This window comes from Kitasatospora sp. NPDC057940 (genome assembly GCF_042887425.1).
GTDB lineage: Bacteria > Actinomycetota > Actinomycetes > Streptomycetales > Streptomycetaceae > Kitasatospora.
The window spans coordinates 28,242-46,593 of the sequence record NZ_JBHVPH010000025.1 but is presented as its reverse complement, the minus strand read 5'-3'; the positions used below and the strand labels follow the sequence as shown (position 1 = coordinate 46,593).

Sequence of the window (18,352 nt, the reverse complement as noted above, 5' to 3'; positions counted from 1 at the left end):
GTGACGTTCCCGCAGATGCAGATGCCTGGCCCGATGGCGCCGCACGCCGCCTCTGGTGACGTGCTCGGCGGCCTGGGCGACCAGGTGTACAACCGGCTGCTCAACGAGCGGATCATCTTCCTCGGCCAGCAGGTCGACGACGACATCGCCAACAAGATCACCGCCCAGCTGCTGCTGCTGGCCGCGGACCCGGAAAAGGACATCTTCCTTTACATCAACTCCCCGGGCGGTTCGATCTCGGCGGGCATGGCGATCTACGACACCATGCAGTACATCAAGAACGACGTCGTCACCATCGCGATGGGCATGGCGGCCTCGATGGGCCAGTTCCTGCTGACCGCCGGCGCCAAGGGCAAGCGCTTCTCGCTGCCGAACGCCAACATCCTGATGCACCAGCCCTCCGCCGGCCTCGGCGGCTCCGCCACCGACATCCGCATCCAGGCCGAGCAGCTGCTGCGCACCAAGAAGCGGATGTCCGAGCTGATCGCCTTCCACAGCGGCCAGTCCTTCGAGCAGATCACCAGGGACTCCGACCGCGACCGTTGGTTCACGCCGGAGGAGGCCCTGGAGTACGGCCTGATCGACGCGATCATGCACAGCGCCGCGGACGTCCCCGGCGGCGGCGGCACGGGCGCCTGAGCCTCGGCCCGGCCCACGAGACCACAGCCACAACGCCCCGGAGGACAAGAACCCCCATGAACATCCCCAGCCTGTCGGCCGCCCAGGCCCGCGTCGAGGACATGCGCGCCGAGGGTCGCTACATCGTCCCGCGCTTCGTCGAGCGCACCACGCAGGGCATCCGCGAGTACGACCCGTACGCCAAGCTGTTCGAGGAGCGCATCATCTTCCTCGGCTCGCAGGTCGACGACGTCTCGGCGAACGACATCATGGCGCAGCTGCTGTGCCTGGAGTCGATGGACCCGGACCGCGAGATCCAGATGTACATCAACTCGCCCGGCGGCTCGTTCACGGCCCTGACGGCCATCTACGACACCATGCAGTACGTGAAGCCGGACATCACCACGGTCTGCATGGGCCAGGCGGCCTCCGCCGCTGCCGTGCTGCTCGCCGCCGGCACCCCCGGCAAGCGGATGGCGCTGCCGAACGCCCGCATCCTGATCCACCAGCCGTACACCGAGACGGGCCGCGGCCAGGTGTCCGACCTGGAGATCCAGGCCAAGGAGATCTTCCGGATGCGCGAGCAGCTGGAGCAGATGCTCTCCAAGCACTCCAACAAGCCGGTGGAGCAGGTGCGCGAGGACATCGAGCGCGACAAGATCCTCACCGCCGAGGAGGCCCTGGAGTACGGCCTCGTCGACCAGATCATCTCCACCCGCAAGACCTCGCTGACCTCCTGAGGCCGGCACCCTCCGAGGCGGGGCGTGCATCCTGCGTGCGCGCCCCGCTCCGGTTCGTCGGCGGCCTCCGCAACGGCATCTGTTCGGTATCAATTCGCCCAGGGCGTAGGGCAGACCCGGCGAAGAGGACGGAATCAGGGGCCCGGCAGAGTACCGTCGGATAGCGAGACCGATCGCCGTCGGCGTTGACGGTCCACAGCACCAGGCCCCGGAACCCCTGCGGGGCCCCTGGCGAAGGGGAAGCACCTCGTGGCACGCATCGGAGACGGTGGCGACCTGCTCAAGTGCTCGTTCTGCGGCAAGTCGCAGAAGCAGGTGAAGAAGCTGATCGCCGGCCCAGGCGTGTACATCTGCGACGAGTGCATCGACCTGTGCAACGAGATCATCGAGGAGGAACTCGCCGAGACCTCCGAGGTGCGCTTCGAGGAGCTGCCGAAGCCGCGGGAGATCTACGAGTTCCTGGACCAGTACGTGGTCGGCCAGGACCTCGCCAAGAAGGCGCTGTCGGTGGCGGTCTACAACCACTACAAGCGCGTCCAGGCCGGCGAGGCGGGCCGCAGCGGCGGCAACGGCCGCGAGGACGCCATCGAGCTGGCCAAGTCCAACATCCTGCTGCTGGGCCCCACCGGCTCCGGCAAGACGCTGCTGGCGCAGACCCTGGCCCGGATGCTCAACGTGCCGTTCGCGATCGCGGACGCCACCGCGCTGACCGAGGCCGGGTACGTCGGCGAGGACGTCGAGAACATCCTGCTCAAGCTGATCCAGGCGGCCGACTACGACGTCAAGAAGGCCGAGACCGGGATCATCTACATCGACGAGATCGACAAGGTCGCGCGCAAGAGCGAGAACCCGTCGATCACCCGGGACGTCTCCGGCGAGGGCGTGCAGCAGGCGCTGCTGAAGATCCTGGAGGGCACCACCGCCTCGGTGCCGCCGCAGGGCGGGCGCAAGCACCCGCACCAGGAGTTCATCCAGATCGACACCACCAACGTGCTGTTCATCGTCGGCGGCGCGTTCGCCGGCCTGGAGCGGATCATCGAGGGCCGGGCCGGCGCCAAGGGCATCGGCTTCGGCGCCAACATCCGCTCCAAGCGGGAGTCGGACGCCAGCGACCACTTCCGCCAGGTGATGCCGGAGGACCTGGTGAAGTTCGGCATGATCCCCGAGTTCATCGGCCGGCTGCCGGTGATCACCAGCGTGCACAACCTGGACCGCGAGGCGCTCCTGCAGATCCTCACCGAGCCGAAGAACGCGCTGGTCAAGCAGTACCGCAAGCTCTTCGAACTGGACGGCGTGGAGCTGGAGTTCTCCCGGGACGCGCTGGAGGCGATCGCCGACCAGGCGATCCTGCGCGGCACCGGCGCGCGCGGCCTGCGGGCCATCATGGAGGAGGTGCTGATGTCCGTGATGTACGAGGTGCCCTCGCGTCAGGACGTCGCCCGCGTGGTGGTCACCGGGGACGTGGTCTCCAAGCACGCCATCCCCACCCTCGTCCCGCGCGACATGATCAAGCGCGAGCGGCGCGAGAAGAGCGCCTGACCCGCGCCCGCCGCATCCGAAAGGGCCCCGCACCGACCGGTGCGGGGCCCTTCGGCGTCTCCCGGTGCCCGGAGGGTCACCGGCGGTTCCCGGTGGACTACTTGGGGACCTCGGCGACCGCGCGCAGGTCGCGGGTGTCGGCGGCGAGCTTGTCCAGGTCCGGCTTGGCGCTCGGGTCGGCCACCGTCATGACCATCACCAGGCCGCTGCTGTCGGCCCAGGAGCAGATGCCCATCATGGTCCCGGCCTCGTTCTCGCCGCCGGTGACCACGGCGCACTCCATCGCGCCGCCCTTGGGGCCGGCGTCCACCACGCGCCGGTCGTTGAGCTTGCGGCCGGTGGAGGCCATGCCCTGGAACGCCTGGTCCAGTTCCTGCTTCGGCGCCAGGACCTTGCCGTAGCCGCCGAACACGACCAGCTGCGGCTCCGACTGCGCGTTCTGGTAGAGGGCGCCCACCCCGGTGGGGTTCCAGTTGCCGTCGCCCTTGCCGAAGCTGGAGGTGAGCCCCTTCTCCAGGGTGTCGGCGACCTGGGGGTCGTCGCTCTGGCGCAGGTCCTTGAACGTGGCCGGCAGGACGATCTTCTGGGTGCCCGCGTTGCTGGCGACGTCGTAGACGAAGTAGGCGAGCGTGCCGCCGCCCAGCAGCACGAAGGCGCCGACGACGCCGAGCACGGTCCAGAGCGTCCTGCGGGACTTGCGCGGCGGCGGCACCGGCGGGTAGGCGCCGTACCCCGGGTAGGCGCCCGGGTAGGCACCCGGCTCGCCGACCGGCGGGTAGCCGGGCGGCGGGCTCTGCGGCGGGATGCCGCCGTAGCCCGGCGGGGCCGGCGGGGGCGGCGGTGCGTCGTGTCCCGGCTGCGGCGGGGGGCCGTAGGGGTTCTGCTCGGTCACGCGAGGCCTCTCTGATGGCGATGCCCGGGTGCCGCCCGGCGCGGCCGGCGGCGGCGGGAACGTGGTGGTGACGTGTGGTGGCGCGGCGGGGCGGTGCCCGGGTTACCTGGCGACGACCATGGCGTCGCGGATCGCCCGGGTCCGGTCCGCGGCCTGGGCCGGGGTGAGGCCCTGGACGCCGCCGGTCAGGCTGATCTTGCTGAAGGTGATCCGGCCGGTGGTGGACTTGTCCGCCCACACGCAGACCGTGGGCCCGGCCTTGCCCGCGATGACGCCGGCCACGCCGCAGGCGAGCTTCGCCGAGGAGCTGTGGCCGTCCTGCGCCGGGAAGTCCGTCAGCGGCGTGGACCAGGTCAGCCCGCCGGTGTCCTTCCTCGAGTCGTCGATGATCTGGCCGGGGTCGTTGAGGTCCCCGTAGACGCCGACCACGGAGAGCGTGTCGAGCGCGTCGGAGCCCTTGCTGTAGCTGGCCGCCAGCACGGTGAGGTTCTTGCCGAACTTCGCCGCCTCGGGCTTGGCCGGGTCGACGGCCTCCTCCTTGGCCGACTTCTGGGTGTAGCCGTCCGGCAGCGACTGCGGCGCGGAGATCTTGTACCGGCCGCCCTGGTCGTCGCCGAGGAGCTTCCACGCGGCGAAGCCGCCGCCGCCCAGCACCAGCGCGCCCACGACCAGGCCGACCACCAGGCCGGTCCGGCCCTTCTTCGGCGGCGGCGGGTAGCCCGGCTGGCCGTACGGGGCCTGCGGCGGGTAGCCGTACGGGGGCTGCGGGGCGCCGTACGGCTGCTGCGGGGCACCGTAGGGCGGCTGGGGAGCGCCGTAGGGCTGGCCGTCCTGCGGCGGGTAGCCGTACTGGGGCGGCTGCGGCGGGGCGCCGTAGGGCGGCGGTGGCTGCGGCGGGCCGTACGGGGGCTGGCCCCCGTACGGCTGAGGCTGTCCCTGCGGTTGTCCCTGCGGATACTGCTGGCCCTGGCCGTACATCTGCGTCCGTGCTCCCCCGCCGCACCCGCGGCCTGTCGTCGTGTCGTCCCGGGGCCCGTGCGGACACCGGACGAGTGCCCGGGAACGGTACCGTACGGTGTCCGCCACCGAGCCGATCGGGCGGGTCGCGTCCGCGCGGGGAAAGCGGTTCGTAACACGTGCCCGCGGTTACGTAAACTGTGCGTCGTGACCGACACGACGAACCAGCACCCCGTGAGCACCTTTGCCGGGGACGAAGCAGCAACTCTCCCGACGACCTACACCCCCGCGGACGTAGAGGGCGAGCTGTACGAGCGCTGGGTAGAGCGTGGCTACTTCACCGCGGACGCCAAGAGCGACAAGCCCCCGTTCACCATCGTCATCCCCCCGCCGAACGTGACCGGCAGCCTGCACCTGGGCCACGCCTTCGAGCACACGCTGATCGACGCGCTGGTCCGCCGCAAGCGGATGCAGGGCTACGAGGCGCTGTGGCAGCCCGGGATGGACCACGCCGGCATCGCCACCCAGAACGTGGTCGAGCGCGAGCTCGCCAAGGAGGGCAAGTCCCGCCACGACCTGGGCCGGGAGGCCTTCGTCGAGCGCGTCTGGAAGTGGAAGGCGGAGTCCGGCGGCCAGATCTCCGGCCAGATGCGCCGCCTGGGCGACGGCGTGGACTGGTCCCGCGAGCGGTTCACCATGGACGAGGGCCTGTCCCAGGCCGTCCAGACCATCTTCAAGAAGCTCTTCGACGACGAGCTGATCTACCGGGCCGAGCGCATCATCAACTGGTGCCCGCGCTGCCTGACCGCCATCTCGGACATCGAGGTGGAGTACCAGGACGACGACGGCGAGCTGGTCTCGATCCGCTACGGCGAGGGCGACGCCTCGATCGTCGTCGCCACCACCCGCGCCGAGACGATGCTGGGCGACACCGCGGTCGCCGTCCACCCGGACGACGAGCGCTACCGCCACCTGGTCGGCACCGAGATCGAGCTGCCGTTGACCGGCCGTCGGATCCCCGTGGTCGCCGACGCCCACGTCGACCCGGAGTTCGGCACCGGCGCCGTCAAGGTGACGCCCGCGCACGACCCGAACGACTTCGAGATCGGCCAGCGGCACGGCCTGCCCTCGGTCGCCGTCATGGACGAGCACGCGGTCATCACCGTGCACGGCCCGTTCCTCGGCCTGGACCGGCTGGAGGCCCGCTCGGCGATCGTCGCCGCGCTGCGCGCCGACGGCCGGATCGTCGCCGAGAAGCGCCCGTACGTCCACTCGGTCGGCCACTGCTCGCGCTGCAAGACCACCATCGAGCCGCGGCTGTCCATGCAGTGGTGGGTCAAGGTCGGCCCGCTCGCGAAGGCCGCCGGCGACGCGGTCCGCGACGGCAAGGTCAAGATCCACCCGCAGGAGATGGAGAAGCGCTACTTCGACTGGGTCGACAACCTGCACGACTGGTGCATCTCGCGCCAGCTGTGGTGGGGCCACCGCATCCCGGTCTGGTACGGCCCGAACGGCGAGGTCGTCTGCGTCGGCCCGGACGAGCAGCCGCCCACCGGCGAGGGCTGGCACCAGGACAACGACGTCCTGGACACCTGGTTCTCCTCCGGACTGTGGCCGTTCTCCACGCTCGGCTGGCCGGAGCAGACCGAGAGCCTGGCGAAGTTCTACCCGAACTCCGTCCTGGTCACCGGCTACGACATCCTGTTCTTCTGGGTCGCCCGGATGATGATGTTCGGCCTCTACGCGATGGACGGCACCCCGCCGTTCCACACCATCGCGCTGCACGGCATGGTCCGTGACCAGAACGGCAAGAAGATGTCGAAGTCCTTCGGCAACGTGGTCAACCCGCTGGACTGGATGGACAAGTACGGTTCGGACGCGCTGCGCTTCACGCTGGCGCGCGGTGCCAACCCGGGCGTCGACGTGCCGATCGGCGAGGACTGGGTCCAGGCGGCCCGCAACTTCGCCAACAAGATCTGGAACGCCACCCGCTTCGCGCTGATGAACGGCGCCACCGTCGAGGGCCCGCTGCCCGCGCCGGAGGAGCTGACCGCGACCGACCGCTGGATCCTGTCGCGCCTGAACAGCACCGTCGCCGAGGTGGACGGGCTGTACGAGGACTACCAGTTCTCCAAGCTGTCCGAGGCGCTGTACCACTTCGCCTGGGACGAGGTCTTCGACTGGTACGTCGAGCTCTCCAAGACCACCCTGGCCAAGGGCGGCCCGCAGGCCGACGCCGCGCGCCGGGTGCTCGGCGAGGTCCTGGACGTCACGCTGCGGCTGCTGCACCCGATCGTGCCCTTCGTCACCGACACCCTGTGGACCACGCTCACCGGTGCCGAGTCGCTGGTCATCGCCGACTGGCCGACGGACAGCGGTTACCGCGACGCCGAGGCCGAGGCCGAGATCGCCACGCTGCAGCAGGTGGTCACCGAGGTCCGCCGGTTCCGCTCGGACCAGGGCCTCAAGCCGGGCCAGCGCGTCCCGGCGGAGCTGGAGCTGGACGGCACCGTGCTGGCCGTCCACGAGGACGCGATCCGCTCGCTGCTGCGGCTGACCGTCCCCGAGGAGGGCTTCGCGGCCACCGCCTCGCTCCCGGTCGCCGGCGCCACCGTCGCGCTCGACCTCTCCGGCACCATCGACGTCGCGGCGGAGCGCAAGCGCCTCGCCAAGGACCTCGCGGCCGCCGAGAAGGAGAAGGCGCAGACCACGGCCAAGCTCGGCAACGAGGCGTTCCTCGCCAAGGCGCCGGACGAGGTGGTCGCCAAGATCCGGGGTCGCCAGGAGGCCGCCGAGGCCGACATCGCCCGGATCACCGCCCAGCTCGCGGCGCTGCCGCAGGGCTGAGCCCGCACCGGTCCGTGAGGGGCCGCACTCCGCGACGCGCGGGGTGCGGCCCCTCCGGCGTTTCCGGGCGGCTCGGCCGGGCCCGGCGGCGGTGTTCTTTTTGCTACGCCTAATAGCCCAGCAACATTGCTCCCTTCCGGCGAATATTCATCCTGGACCGGGTGAGGTCCTATTCCTTCCGAATTCATTCCGGTCTTGCCCGCGCGGGTTCGCGGAAGTTTGCAGGTCGGATGTGTACGGTGTGCACGGAGTTTCTGACGGGTGTTTCTGCTGAGCGTTCCTGCTGAGCCGACGGACGGGAGGGCATGGCGTGGTGGTGACCGAGGAATTGGCCGACGAACTTCCTGCCGAGGCGGTGGAGGAGGCCAAGGCCAGGGCGGCGACCCTGCTGCTGGCGTTCCGTCACGGCAACCAGCTCGCCTTCGACCACGAGCTGGACCTGCTCCTCGCCGAGCGCGCCGAGCGCGAGGTGACCACCCTGCTCGCCTGGATCGCCGCCGAGGCCGTCCGCAAGGCGTACGCGCCCGAGGTCGGCGACCGGGTGCTGCGGGCGATGGCCCGGCGAGCCCCGGCCGACAACGGCGCGGTCGAGGTGGACGAGGAGAGCGCGGACGCCGCCCGGCTGATCGAGGCGGTGGCCGCCGGCGAGGTGGCCGAGGTGCGCGGCCTGGTCGCCTCGACCGCCGACACCACCTTCCTGCTCGGCGGTCTTCTGCAGGGCGTCGCGATGATGCTGCCGCTGCTGCCCGAGGGCGAACTGGCCGAGATCACGGCCGAGTTGCGCCGCCGGCACGGCGGGCCCGCGGCACACGTCCCGGAGGCCCGGGCCGGGGTCTGAACCCCGGTCCGGGCCGGGGGCGTCACGGCATGGCGTGCAGGTGCGCGCCGATGGTGCCCGCGACCGGGTTGCCCGCCTTGGCGTCCCAGTTGGTCGACCAGGTCATCGCCCCGCCGATGCCCGGCCAGGTGGTGTCGGGCTTGTAGCTGCCGCAGTTGGTGCCGGCGGCCAGGCAGTCCAGCGCGTTGTCGACCACGCTCGGGCTGACGTACCCGCCGCCCGCCGCGCTGGTGGAGGCCGGCACCCCGAGCCCCACCTGGTCGGGCCGCAGCCCGCCCTTGAGCTGGATGCAGGCCAGCCCGGTGAGGAAGTCCTCGGTGCCCTGCGAGTAGACGTTGCCGTCGCAGCCGTTCATCGCACCGGAGTTGTAGTACTGCATGTTGACGATGGTGAGGATGTCCTTCACGTTCAGCGCCAGCTTGAAGTACTCCATGCCGGTCGACTGCATGTCGATGGTCTGCGGCGCCATGGTGAGGACGAACCCGCTGCCGCTCTTCGCCGCCAGCGAGTGCAGCGCCTGGCCCAGGTAGACGGAGTTGACGCCGTTCTCCAGGTCGATGTCGACCCCGTCGAAGCCGTAGCCCTGCATCAGCGCCCACGCGGTGCTCGCGAAGTTGGCCGCCGAGGTCGGGTCGCTCACCGACACCGTGCCGTTCTGCCCGCCGACCGAGAGCACCACCTTCTTGCCGGCCGCCCGCTTGGCCGCGATGTCGGCCTTGAACTGGGCGTCGGTGTAGCCGCCGAGGCGGGAGGAGAGGGCCGGGTCCAGGGTGAAGCCCAACCCGCCCGGTGTGGTGGTGGCGTCGGCGAAGGAGACCGCGATGATGTCGTACGCGGCCGGGACGTCGCTGATCCGCTGGACGGTGGCGCCGTTGTCGAAGTTCTGCCAGTAGCCGGTCAGGATGTGCTTGGGCAGGCCGGGCGGCTTGCCGGTCGAGGTGGCGGTCGGGCTTGCGGTGCCGGTGGCCGTGGGGGAGGGGCTGCCGGTGCCGGTGGGGCTCGGGGACGTGGTGGCGGTCGGGCTCTGGGAGGGCTGTGGGCCGCCCGGGCCGATCAGCGAGACGTCGTCGGCGAGGAAGGCGGGCTGCCCGTACCAGCCGTGCAGGTAGACGGTGACGCTGGTGGTGCCCGGGCCGGTGGTGAAGCCGGTGCTCAGCTGGGCCCAGCCGGAGGAGTTCGTCCAGGTGCCGGGGTCGGTGCCGCCGGTGCCGCGGGCGCCCAGGTAGACGTACGAGCCCTGGACCCAGGAGCTCAGCGTGTACGTCGAGGAGGGCTGCACGGCGACGGTCTGGGTGCACTCGCCGGTGTCGCCCGAGCCCGGGGTGGACTGCAGGGCGTAGCGGCCGGAGTGGACGGTCGTGCTCTGGACGGCGCCGTTGCCGCAGGACCAGCCGGACAGGGTGCCGGTCTCGAAGCCGCCGTTGGTGATCAGGTCGGGGTCGGCGGCGTGGGCACCGGTGCCGGTGGCGAGGGCGAGCCCGCTCAGGCCGAGGGCGACGGCGCAGGCCCCGGCGAGCAGGGTGTGGACGGCGCGCGGGCGCCGGTGTCGGGCAGGTGGCATGACTCCATCTCCTGTGGGGGAGGCCCGGCGGCGCGCCTGGGTGGTGGGGGTGGAGCGCCGTCCGGGGTGTCGATGGTGCGCGTGCGGGAGCTACCGACAACTCAAGTCCCTGTTGGGGAAGGAGACTTGACTCACAAGGTGGAGTAGACCAATCCGGCTGTCAAGAGGGCGCTAGGCGGCCGAAGGCCGTGCCCCGGAGTCGGCCGCCGCGCTGCCCGTCGCACCGGCGTCGGCTGTTCCGGCGCCGGCTGCTCCGGGCTCGGCCGGCTCGGCGACCGCGGCGGTGAGCGCGGCGATCCGCGCGGAGGCCAGGCCGTCGCCGTACGGGCTCGGGGTGGCCGCGAGCCGGGCGAGCCGCTCGGGGGTGTCGGCCAGCCAGGCCCGGGCGAGCTCGCCCAGGTCCTCGTCGGGGCCCACCAGCGCGGCGAAGCCCGCCGCCACCGCCTCCGGACGCTCGGTGGAGCGGCGCACCACCAGCAGCGGGCGGCCGAGCACGGTGCACTCCTCCTGCACGCCGCCGGAGTCGGAGACCAGCAGCGCGGCGTGGCCGGCCAGGCCCAGGAAGTCGGCGTACCCGACCGGCCCGGTGACGGCCAGGCGCTCCAGCAGGGCGTCCAGTGCGAAGCGTTCGACGGCGGCCCGGGTGCGCGGGTGCATCGGGAACAGCACCGGGGTGCCCGCCCGGGCGATCCGGTCCAGTTCGGCCAGCACGGCGCCCAGCGCCTCGGCGGTGTCGGTGTTCTCCGGGCGGTGCACGGTGGCCAGCACGTAGCCGTCCGGGCGCAGCCCGTGCGCGGCGAGCAGCGCGGCGCGGTCGGCCGCGGCCGGCAGCTGGCGGCGGACCACCTCGACGACGGTGTTGCCGGTGAGCGCGATCCGCTCCTCGGCGAGGGCCTCGGCGCGCAGGTTGGCGACGTTGTCCCCGGTGGCGGCGCAGAGCAGGTCGGAGACGTGGTCGACCATCACCCGGTTGTGCTCCTCGGGCATCGCCCGGTCGAAGCTGCGCAGCCCGGCCTCGACGTGCACCAGCGGGATCTCCCGGGCGTTGGCGGCCAGCGCCCCGGCGAGGGTGGCGTTGGTGTCGCCCTGGACGACCACGGCGGCGGGGCGGTCCTCGGCGAAGGCGGCGTCCAGCTGGCCGAGGGACTGGGCGATCTGGCCGGCCCGGGGGCGCCCGCCGACGCCGGTGAGCAGTTCGGGGCGGGGCAGGTCGAGGTCGCGCAGGAAGCGGCCGGACATCGCCTCGTCCCAGTGCTGGCCGGTGTGCACCAGGCGGGTGGCGTCGCCGAGTTCGTGGATCAGCGGGGCGAGCTTGACCAGTTCGGGGCGGGTGCCGAGGACGACGGCGACGCTGGCGGGGGGAAGGCACATGCTCATGGGGAGGCTCCGAGGGGGTGGGGCTGCTCAGGCTTCAGGTGCGGGGCTCAGCGCGGGACTCAGACGCGGGGCTCAAGGACCGAGGCTCAGGACTCAAGGGCGGTGGGGGCGCCGAGCGCGACCTTCTCGGCGTTGCGCCGGGTCTTGGCCCAGCCGTTGCGGCCGAGCAGCATCCGGGCGGCGGCCCGGGTGGCGACCACGAAGAGGTGGTAGGCGTAGAGCCAGATCAGGACGCCCCAGAGCAGTCCGGTGAGCCGGCTGCGGTCGGGGTGGACGAGCCGGCGGTAGGCGAAGCCCCAGAGCACCATCGGCAGGGTGGCGACCGCGAAGGCGAGCAGCATCCACGGGCCGAACCTGACGTGGAAGTCGGCGGTTTCGGCGGGGAAGAGCACCAGCCCGGCCGCGGTGATCCCGAGCGAGAGCGGGAACAGCAGGACCAGCAGCACGCAGACGACGGGCTGGAGGAAGGTGTACAGCACCTCGGCCTTGCCGGACCAGGTGTAGTAGGGGGAGCGCAGCACCCGGCCGGTGTAGCGCAGGCACTGCATGTTGCCCTGGGCCCAGCGGGTGCGCTGGGTGAGGAAGCGGCGCAGCGAGATCAGACCCTCCTGGGAGACCTGGGTCTCGGCGACGTGGGTGAGGCGCCAGCCGGCCAGGCGCAGGTCGAGGCCGGACTCGTAGTCCTCCAGCAGGGCGCGCTCGGGCCAGGGGCGGCCGGCCCGGCCCTCCTCGGCGGTGAGCGAGTCGAGGGCGGTGAGGCGGACGAACTGGCCGTTCCCGCCGAGGCCGACGCTGCCGGTGCGGCGGCGCAGCAGCTGCATGCCGGCGTTGTTGGCCTGGAACTCGATGTCCTGCATCCGGACCAGGGCGCGGGCGAACGCGTTGGCGGTGCGGCCGCGGCCGGGCAGCGGGAGTTCGTCGTCGGCGTTGCGCATCCGCACGCCGATCTGGACGGCGCCGGTGTCGGGGCGGCCGAGCGCCTTGTCGTTGCAGACCTGGGGGAGGGTGCCGGGGTCGAGCCGTCCGTCGGCGTCGACGACGCCGATCACCACGCGGGAGCGGTCGGTGTCCTCGGGCAGCCAGGCGGTGATCTCGCGGTAGGCGGCGTTGAGGGCGGCGCCCTTGCCGATCCGGGCGTGCGGGCGGCGGCGCTGGACGAGGTGGACGCGGTCGTCGTGGGCCGCGGCGGCGAGGACGAGGTCGCGGGTGGCGTCCTCGCTGTCGTCGTCGATCACCCACAGGTGGGCCCCGGGCGCGCTGTCGCGCAGGCCGGCCAGGGTCTGGGTGACCACGGCCTCCTCGTCGCGGCAGGGGATCACCAGGTGCCACTGGAAGGCGGCCGGGTCGCCGGGCTCGGCGGGCCGGTTGTGCCGGAAGGCGTGCCGGGAGCCGGCCCAGTACAGGAGGAAGCGTCCGAAGACGAAGGCCATGTAGCCGACGAGTGCCAGTGAGACCAGTCCGGCGAACCAGACGACGGCGTCCTGGCGGAGCACGATCCAGTCGTGCAGAGCGTCGGGCATGGCGTGGTGCTCCTCGTGATCAAAGGCGGTCCGGCTCCAGGGGGTGCGAATCGATGCTCCGTTGCGGTTCAAACTCGCCAAAGAGATAGTAAAGGGGGCAAATTGGAAACCCCGACCAAAGTGGTCGTTCTCACCCCGTGAGGACGGCCCGCCAACCCTCCGTAGACTGTGGTCGTGAGCGACAAGGCCGACCCGAACCCGTACACCCTCCGCCCCGCCGACGGCGACACCGACGACACCCTGCGCGATGTCGAGGTGGAGCTCTCCAAGCGCTGGCCGGAGAACAAGCTGGAGCCCTCGCTCGACCGGATCGAGGCGCTGATGGACATCCTGGGCCAGCCCCAGCGGTCCTTCCCCTCCATCCACATCACCGGGACCAACGGCAAGACCTCCACCGCCCGGATGATCGAGCAGCTGCTCAACACCTTCGAACTGCGCACGGGCCGCTACACCAGCCCGCACGTGGAGAGCGTCACCGAGCGGATCACCCTCGACGGCGCCCCGATCACCCCCGAGCGCTTCGTCGAGGTCTACCGCGACATCGAGCCGTACGTGCAGATGGTCGACGCGGCGCAGCCGGTGCCGATGTCCTTCTTCGAGGTGCTGACCGGCATGGCCTACGCCGCCTTCGCCGACGCCCCCGTGGACGTCGCCGTGGTCGAGGTCGGCATGGGCGGCTCCTGGGACGCCACCAACGTCATCGACGCCGCCGTCGCCGTGATCACCCCGATCGGGCTGGACCACACCGACAAGCTCGGCGAGACCACCGGCGAGATCGCGGTCGAGAAGTCCGGGATCATCAAGTCCGGAGCCGTCGCCGTCGTCGCCCAGCAGCAGCTGGACGCCGCCCAGAACATCCTGCGGCGCGCCGTCGAGGTCGACGCCACGGTGGCCCGCGAGGGCATGGAGTTCGGCGTGATCCGCCGTGAGCTCGGCGTCGGCGGCCAGCTGGTGACGCTGCGCGGGCTCGGCGGCGAGGAGTACGAGGACGTCTTCATCCCGCTGCACGGCGAGCACCAGGCGCACAACGCGGTGCTGGCGCTGGCCGCGGTCGAGGCCTTCTTCGGCGTCGGCGGCGCCCGCGGCGGGCAGCTCGACGTGGACAAGGTCCGCCAGGCCTTCTCCGGCGTCTCCTCGCCCGGCCGCCTGGAGGTCGTCCGCCGCAGTCCCACGATCATCCTGGACGCCGCGCACAACCCGCACGGCGCCCGCGCCACCGTCGCCGCCCTCGGCGAGTCCTTCGGCTTCACCCGGCTCGTCGGCGTGATCGGCACCTCCGGGGACAAGGACGTGGCCGGCGTGCTGGAGGCCTTCGAGCCGATCCTCGCCGAGGTCGTCATCACCCAGAACTCCACCCACCGCGCGATGGACGTCGACGAGTTGGCGGCGCTGGCCGTCGACATCTTCGGCGAGGACCGCGTCCAGGTCGAGCCCCGGCTCGACGACGCCATCGCGGCCGCCGTCACCCTCGCCGAGGAGGAGGGCGACCTCGGCGGTGCCGGGGTGCTGGTCACCGGTTCGGTCATCACGGTGGGCGAGGCCCGCCTGCTGCTCGGGAGGAAGTGACATGAGGACCCTCTGCTCCTCGACCCTGATCGGCGAGGCGCTCCTGGCCATGTTCGCCGCGCTGGTCGCGATGCAGCTGTCCAGCGTCTCCACGGCCACGATCTGGATCGTCACCGGGATCGTCATGGCGCTGTGCATCGCGCTCTGCGGCATGATCAACCGCCCCGGTGCGGTGGCCGTCGGCTGGGCGCTGCAGATCGGACTGATCGCCAGCGGCTTCATCCTGCCGACCATGTTCGGCCTCGGTGTGGTCTTCGCCGGCCTGTGGTGGTGCTCGGTGCACTACGGCCGCAAGGTGGACGAGTTCAAGGCCGCCCGGGCCGCCGCCGAGGCGGCCGCCGTACCGGTCTAGGGCCCGGACCGGCGGGCCGACACGCCGCACACGCAAGGTAATCTCTGCCGTGTCGGCTCCCGCCCGTCGGCCCGACTGCCTTGCCGTACCGAATCCCCAGGAGACGCACCGTGTCCCAGCGCACTCTCGTCCTGCTCAAGCCCGACGCCGTCCAGCGTGGCCTGGCCGGCGAGATCATCAGCCGCATCGAGCGCAAGGCCGGCTGGCGGCTCACCGCCGTCGAGCTGCGCACCTTCGACCGGGCGACGCTGGAGCAGCACTACGCGGAGCACGTCGGCCGCCCGTTCTACGAGCCGCTGCTGGAGTTCATGACCTCCGGCCCGTCGATCGCGCTGATCGTCGAGGGCGAGGAGGTCGTCCGCGGCATCCGGATGCTGGCCGGTGCGACCAACCCGCTGGAGGCCGGGGCCGGCACCATCCGCGGCGACTACGCGACGATCACCCGCGAGAACCTGATCCACGCCTCGGACTCCCCGGAGTCGGCCGAGCGCGAGATCAAGATCTTCTTCCCGGCGCACGCCTGAGTCCAGCCGGGCGACACGCCCGAGGGACCTTGGCACTGCCCCGGTCGGGACCATTGGCCCGGCCGGGGCACTTTTATCGTGAAATAAGCAACCAGAGGTGCCGACACGGCGTCCCAATGCCCGGAGAAGCGAACACGCTCCGGACAATGGACGGTATGCCCCGCATCGACGTCCGTACCGCGCCGCGTGACTACGATGGACGCGACTCAAGGGCCCGGTAAGGCAGCTCAGCTGGCTCCGCCCGAGCGTGGGCGCGCTCTCGTCCAACCCCCATGAACTCCGAGCCCGGGAAGGCAACCACACCCCATGGCGAGCAACCTGTCGTTCATCGGCCGCGACTTGGCGATCGACCTTGGAACTGCCAACACGCTGGTGTACGTCAGGGGCAAGGGGATCGTCCTCAACGAGCCGTCCGTCGTCGCGGTGAACACCAACACCGGCGGCATCCTGGCGGTCGGTGCCGAGGCGAAGAAGATGATCGGCCGGACGCCGGGCAACATCGTCGCCATCCGCCCGCTCAAGGACGGCGTGATCGCCGACTTCGAGATCACCGAGCGGATGCTCCGCTACTTCATCCTCAAGATCCACCGCCGCCGCTACCTCGCCCGCCCCCGGGTCGTGGTCTGCGTGCCCTCCGGCATCACCGGGGTCGAGCGCCGCGCCGTGATCGAGGCCTCCTCGCAGGCCGGCGCCCGCCAGGTGCACATCATCGAGGAGCCGATGGCCGCCGCCATCGGCGCCGGGCTGCCCGTCCACGAGGCCACCGGCAACATGGTCGTCGACATCGGCGGCGGCACCACCGAGGTCGCGGTCATCTCCCTCGGCGGCATCGTCACCGCCCAGTCCATCCGGGTCGCCGGCGACGAGCTGGACAACGCGATCGTCCAGCACATCAAGAAGGAGTACTCGCTGCTCCTCGGCGAGCGCAGCGCCGAGCAGATCAAGATGAGCATCGGCAGCGCCTTCGGCCTGGAGGGCGAGAAGGACGAGCACGCCGAGATCCGCGGCCGCGACCTGGTCAGCGGCCTGCCCAAGACCGTGGTCATCTCCGCCGCCGAGGTCCGCGAGGCCATCGACGAGCCGGTCAACTCGATCATCGACGCCGTGAAGACCACCCTCGACCAGTGCCCGCCCGAGCTGGCCGGCGACGTGATGGACCGCGGCATCGTGCTCACCGGCGGCGGCGCCCTGCTGCGCGGCCTCGACGAGCGGCTGCGCCGCGAGACCGGCATGCCGATCCACATCGCCGAGAACCCGCTCGACTCGGTCGCGCTCGGCTCCGGCAAGTGCGTCGAGGAGTTCGAGGCGCTCCAGCAGGTACTGGACGCCTCCCCGCGCCGTTAGCACCACCGAGAACATCCGACACTCAACTGAACGGGCTGCCGCCCGGGCCCCACAGCCCGGGCGGCCGACCAGGTACGAAGGGGCAGTACCAGCACCGTGAGGGACACACGAGAGAGCCGGCTGCTGCTCATCCTGCTGGTGGCCGTAGCCTTCGCACTCGTCACCGTGGACATCAAGGGCGGTGAGAGCTCCCCCCTCGGCGGTGCCCGACACGCCGCCGCCAGCATCCTCGGCCCGGTCGAGCGCGGCGCCGCCACCGTCGTCGACCCGGTCGCCGACACCGTCCGGGCCTTCCGCGACGCCGCGTCCAACAACGGCCGCACCGACGAGCTCGCCCGCGAGAACACCGAACTGCGGCAGAAGCTCGCCTCCTCCGACATGGCCACCGGGCGCACCAAGCAGCTCGACGACCTGCTGCGCACCGCCGGCGCCGGCGGCTACACCGTCAAGGCCGCCCAGGTCATCGCGATCGGCCCGGCCCAGGGCTTCTCCTGGACCATCACCATCGACTCCGGCAGCGACGACGGCCTCACCCGCGACATGACGGTGATCAACGGTCAGGGCCTGGTCGGCCGGATCACCACCGTCGCCCCGACCACCGCCACCGTGCTGCTCGCCTCCGACCCCGGCTTCTCGGCCGGCACCCGGCTGGAGGCCAGCGGCGAGATCGGCTTCGCCTCCGGCGGCGGCACCAGCCCGATGAAGGTCTCGCTGCTCAACGGCAAGGCCCAGGTCAAGGCCGGCGACCGGCTGGTCACCTTCGGCTCGCAGAGCGGCCGCCCGTTCGTGCCCGGCGTGCCGGTCGGCAAGGTCGTCGAGGTCGAGGCCACCCCGGGCCAGCTGACCAAGACCGTCCTGGTCGAGCCCTTCGTCCAGTTCACCCGGCTGGACCTGGTCGGCGTGGTGGTCGTGCCGCCGCGCGCCGACCCGCGCGACGCCGTCCTGCCGCCGGCCCCCGCCCAGGGACAGGCCGCCCAGACCCCGGCCGCGCCCGCCGCCCCGCCCGCCAAGCCCACTGGGGGGAACTGAGCCATGCGCCTCGCCCGCATCCCCGTCTCCGCCGGCCTGATCCTGCTCGGCCTGATCCTCCAGGTCAGCGTCTTCGGCCGGCTCCAGCTCCCGGGGGCCACCCCGGACATACTGCTGCTCGTCGTGGTCGGCCTGGCCCTGGTCTACGGGCCGTCCGGCGGCTGCGTGGTCGGCTTCTCGGCCGGCCTGCTCGCCGACCTCGCGCCGCCCTCCGACCACGCGATCGGCCGCTACGCGCTGGTGCTCTGCCTGATGGGCTACGCCGCCGGGCTGCTGCGCCCGGACCACGGCCGCCAGCGGTCGGTGTCCGGCGCGCTGATGGTGGTGGCCGCCGCGGCCGTCGCCTCCACCCTGCTGTACGCGATGGTCGGCGCCCTGGTCGGCGACACCGCGGCCCGGCACGTCGGCCTCGGCGGCCTGGTGGTCAGCGCCCTGCTGTACGACGTGCTGCTGGCGCCGTTCGTGGTGCCGCTGGTGATGCTGGTCGGCCGCCGCTTCGGGCGCGACCCGGTGACCGCGGCCGCCGATGACGACGAGGGCGGCTCCGGTCTGGGCACGCTGGCCCGCTACCGCACCACGCGCGAGTCCTCGGCCGGCCCGTCCTACAAGAAGCGGCGCATGCCCGGCTTCGCCCGGCGCCCGTAACCG

16 protein-coding genes are annotated in these 18,352 nt (G+C 71.6%); 11 read left to right on the top strand and 5 right to left on the bottom strand.

What is annotated here, in order from left to right; genetic code table 11:
• The first annotated feature begins 21 nt into the window (after positions 1 to 21).
• From ACFVTF_RS29700 to clpX, 3 genes are all read left to right on the top strand, one after another.
• Positions 22 to 639: an ATP-dependent Clp protease proteolytic subunit gene (locus tag ACFVTF_RS29700; protein ID WP_360211667.1), complete on the top strand. Its 618-nt coding sequence runs from the start codon at positions 22 to 24 to the stop codon at positions 637 to 639.
• Positions 640 to 695: 56 nt separating this feature from the next.
• Entirely contained in the window at positions 696 to 1,358 is a 663-nt protein-coding gene (locus ACFVTF_RS29695) for an ATP-dependent Clp protease proteolytic subunit (protein WP_350886164.1), read from the top strand.
• A 249-nt stretch (positions 1,359 to 1,607) separates the two neighbouring features.
• Positions 1,608 to 2,897: an ATP-dependent Clp protease ATP-binding subunit ClpX gene (gene clpX, locus ACFVTF_RS29690; RefSeq protein WP_063347569.1), complete on the top strand. Its 1,290-nt coding sequence runs from the start codon at positions 1,608 to 1,610 to the stop codon at positions 2,895 to 2,897.
• A 97-nt stretch (positions 2,898 to 2,994) separates the two neighbouring features.
• Here clpX and ACFVTF_RS29685 read toward each other — a convergent pair whose 3' ends face one another.
• Together ACFVTF_RS29685 and ACFVTF_RS29680 are read right to left on the bottom strand one after the other, a co-directional pair.
• A complete protein-coding gene (locus tag ACFVTF_RS29685) occupies positions 2,995 to 3,789 on the bottom strand; it encodes a hypothetical protein (RefSeq protein WP_387817445.1) in 795 nt (264 codons plus the stop codon).
• 102 nt (positions 3,790 to 3,891) lie between these two features.
• Positions 3,892 to 4,767, bottom strand: a complete 876-nt coding sequence (locus ACFVTF_RS29680) for a hypothetical protein (protein ID WP_387817444.1) — start codon at positions 4,765 to 4,767, stop codon at positions 3,892 to 3,894.
• Positions 4,768 to 4,980: 213 nt separating this feature from the next.
• Here ACFVTF_RS29680 and ACFVTF_RS29675 point away from each other — a divergent pair, with 213 nt between their 5' ends.
• The gene (locus ACFVTF_RS29675; protein ID WP_371522655.1) at positions 4,981 to 7,593 is read left to right on the top strand and encodes a valine--tRNA ligase; all 2,613 of its coding nucleotides are present in this window, start codon (positions 4,981 to 4,983) and stop codon (positions 7,591 to 7,593) included.
• Between the two features lie 316 nt (positions 7,594 to 7,909).
• Positions 7,910 to 8,431 carry a hypothetical protein gene (locus ACFVTF_RS29670; RefSeq protein ID WP_371516936.1) on the top strand — a complete coding sequence of 174 codons (522 nt, stop codon included), beginning with the start codon at positions 7,910 to 7,912 and terminating at the stop codon, positions 8,429 to 8,431.
• A 22-nt stretch (positions 8,432 to 8,453) separates the two neighbouring features.
• Here the strand turns inward: ACFVTF_RS29670 and ACFVTF_RS29665 are convergent, their stop codons facing one another.
• From ACFVTF_RS29665 to ACFVTF_RS29655, 3 genes are all read right to left on the bottom strand, one after another.
• Positions 8,454 to 9,992 carry a chitinase gene (locus tag ACFVTF_RS29665; protein ID WP_387817443.1) on the bottom strand — a complete coding sequence of 513 codons (1,539 nt, stop codon included), beginning with the start codon at positions 9,990 to 9,992 and terminating at the stop codon, positions 8,454 to 8,456.
• A 171-nt stretch (positions 9,993 to 10,163) separates the two neighbouring features.
• Complete coding sequence (gene wecB / locus ACFVTF_RS29660; RefSeq protein WP_387817442.1) at positions 10,164 to 11,363, bottom strand: non-hydrolyzing UDP-N-acetylglucosamine 2-epimerase; 1,200 nt, start codon at positions 11,361 to 11,363, stop codon at positions 10,164 to 10,166.
• Between the two features lie 92 nt (positions 11,364 to 11,455).
• Complete coding sequence (locus ACFVTF_RS29655) at positions 11,456 to 12,889, bottom strand: glycosyltransferase (RefSeq protein ID WP_387817441.1); 1,434 nt, start codon at positions 12,887 to 12,889, stop codon at positions 11,456 to 11,458.
• A 174-nt stretch (positions 12,890 to 13,063) separates the two neighbouring features.
• On the opposite strand from ACFVTF_RS29655, the gene ACFVTF_RS29650 reads away from it, so the two are divergent.
• From ACFVTF_RS29650 to mreD, 6 genes are all read left to right on the top strand, one after another.
• On the top strand, positions 13,064 to 14,455 hold the full coding sequence (locus tag ACFVTF_RS29650; RefSeq protein ID WP_371516933.1) for a folylpolyglutamate synthase/dihydrofolate synthase family protein: 1,392 nt from the start codon (positions 13,064 to 13,066) through the stop codon (positions 14,453 to 14,455).
• A gap of 1 nt (position 14,456) precedes the next feature.
• The gene (locus tag ACFVTF_RS29645) at positions 14,457 to 14,807 is read left to right on the top strand and encodes a DUF4233 domain-containing protein (protein WP_063347563.1); all 351 of its coding nucleotides are present in this window, start codon (positions 14,457 to 14,459) and stop codon (positions 14,805 to 14,807) included.
• A gap of 110 nt (positions 14,808 to 14,917) precedes the next feature.
• Positions 14,918 to 15,331, top strand: coding sequence for a nucleoside-diphosphate kinase (gene ndk / locus ACFVTF_RS29640; protein ID WP_063347562.1), 414 nt, complete (start codon positions 14,918 to 14,920; stop codon positions 15,329 to 15,331).
• A 318-nt stretch (positions 15,332 to 15,649) separates the two neighbouring features.
• On the top strand, positions 15,650 to 16,675 hold the full coding sequence (locus ACFVTF_RS29635; RefSeq protein WP_031076009.1) for a rod shape-determining protein: 1,026 nt from the start codon (positions 15,650 to 15,652) through the stop codon (positions 16,673 to 16,675).
• A 96-nt stretch (positions 16,676 to 16,771) separates the two neighbouring features.
• Positions 16,772 to 17,704 carry a rod shape-determining protein MreC gene (mreC, locus tag ACFVTF_RS29630; RefSeq protein WP_387817440.1) on the top strand — a complete coding sequence of 311 codons (933 nt, stop codon included), beginning with the start codon at positions 16,772 to 16,774 and terminating at the stop codon, positions 17,702 to 17,704.
• A gap of 3 nt (positions 17,705 to 17,707) precedes the next feature.
• Positions 17,708 to 18,349, top strand: a complete 642-nt coding sequence (gene mreD, locus ACFVTF_RS29625; RefSeq protein ID WP_371516931.1) for a rod shape-determining protein MreD — start codon at positions 17,708 to 17,710, stop codon at positions 18,347 to 18,349.
• Positions 18,350 to 18,352 lie beyond the last annotated feature (3 nt).

Coding starts and splice junctions, on each gene's coding strand:
- ACFVTF_RS29700 (WP_360211667.1), top strand. CDS start 22: ATGCCTGGCCCGATGGCGCCGCACGCCGCCTCTGGTGACGTGCTCGGC.
- ACFVTF_RS29695 (WP_350886164.1), top strand. CDS start 696: ATGAACATCCCCAGCCTGTCGGCCGCCCAGGCCCGCGTCGAGGACATG.
- ACFVTF_RS29680 (WP_387817444.1), bottom strand. CDS start 4,767: ATGTACGGCCAGGGCCAGCAGTATCCGCAGGGACAACCGCAGGGACAG.
- ACFVTF_RS29665 (WP_387817443.1), bottom strand. CDS start 9,992: ATGCCACCTGCCCGACACCGGCGCCCGCGCGCCGTCCACACCCTGCTC.
- wecB (WP_387817442.1), bottom strand. CDS start 11,363: ATGTGCCTTCCCCCCGCCAGCGTCGCCGTCGTCCTCGGCACCCGCCCC.
- ACFVTF_RS29655 (WP_387817441.1), bottom strand. CDS start 12,889: ATGCCCGACGCTCTGCACGACTGGATCGTGCTCCGCCAGGACGCCGTC.
- ACFVTF_RS29645 (WP_063347563.1), top strand. CDS start 14,457: ATGAGGACCCTCTGCTCCTCGACCCTGATCGGCGAGGCGCTCCTGGCC.
- mreD (WP_371516931.1), top strand. CDS start 17,708: ATGCGCCTCGCCCGCATCCCCGTCTCCGCCGGCCTGATCCTGCTCGGC.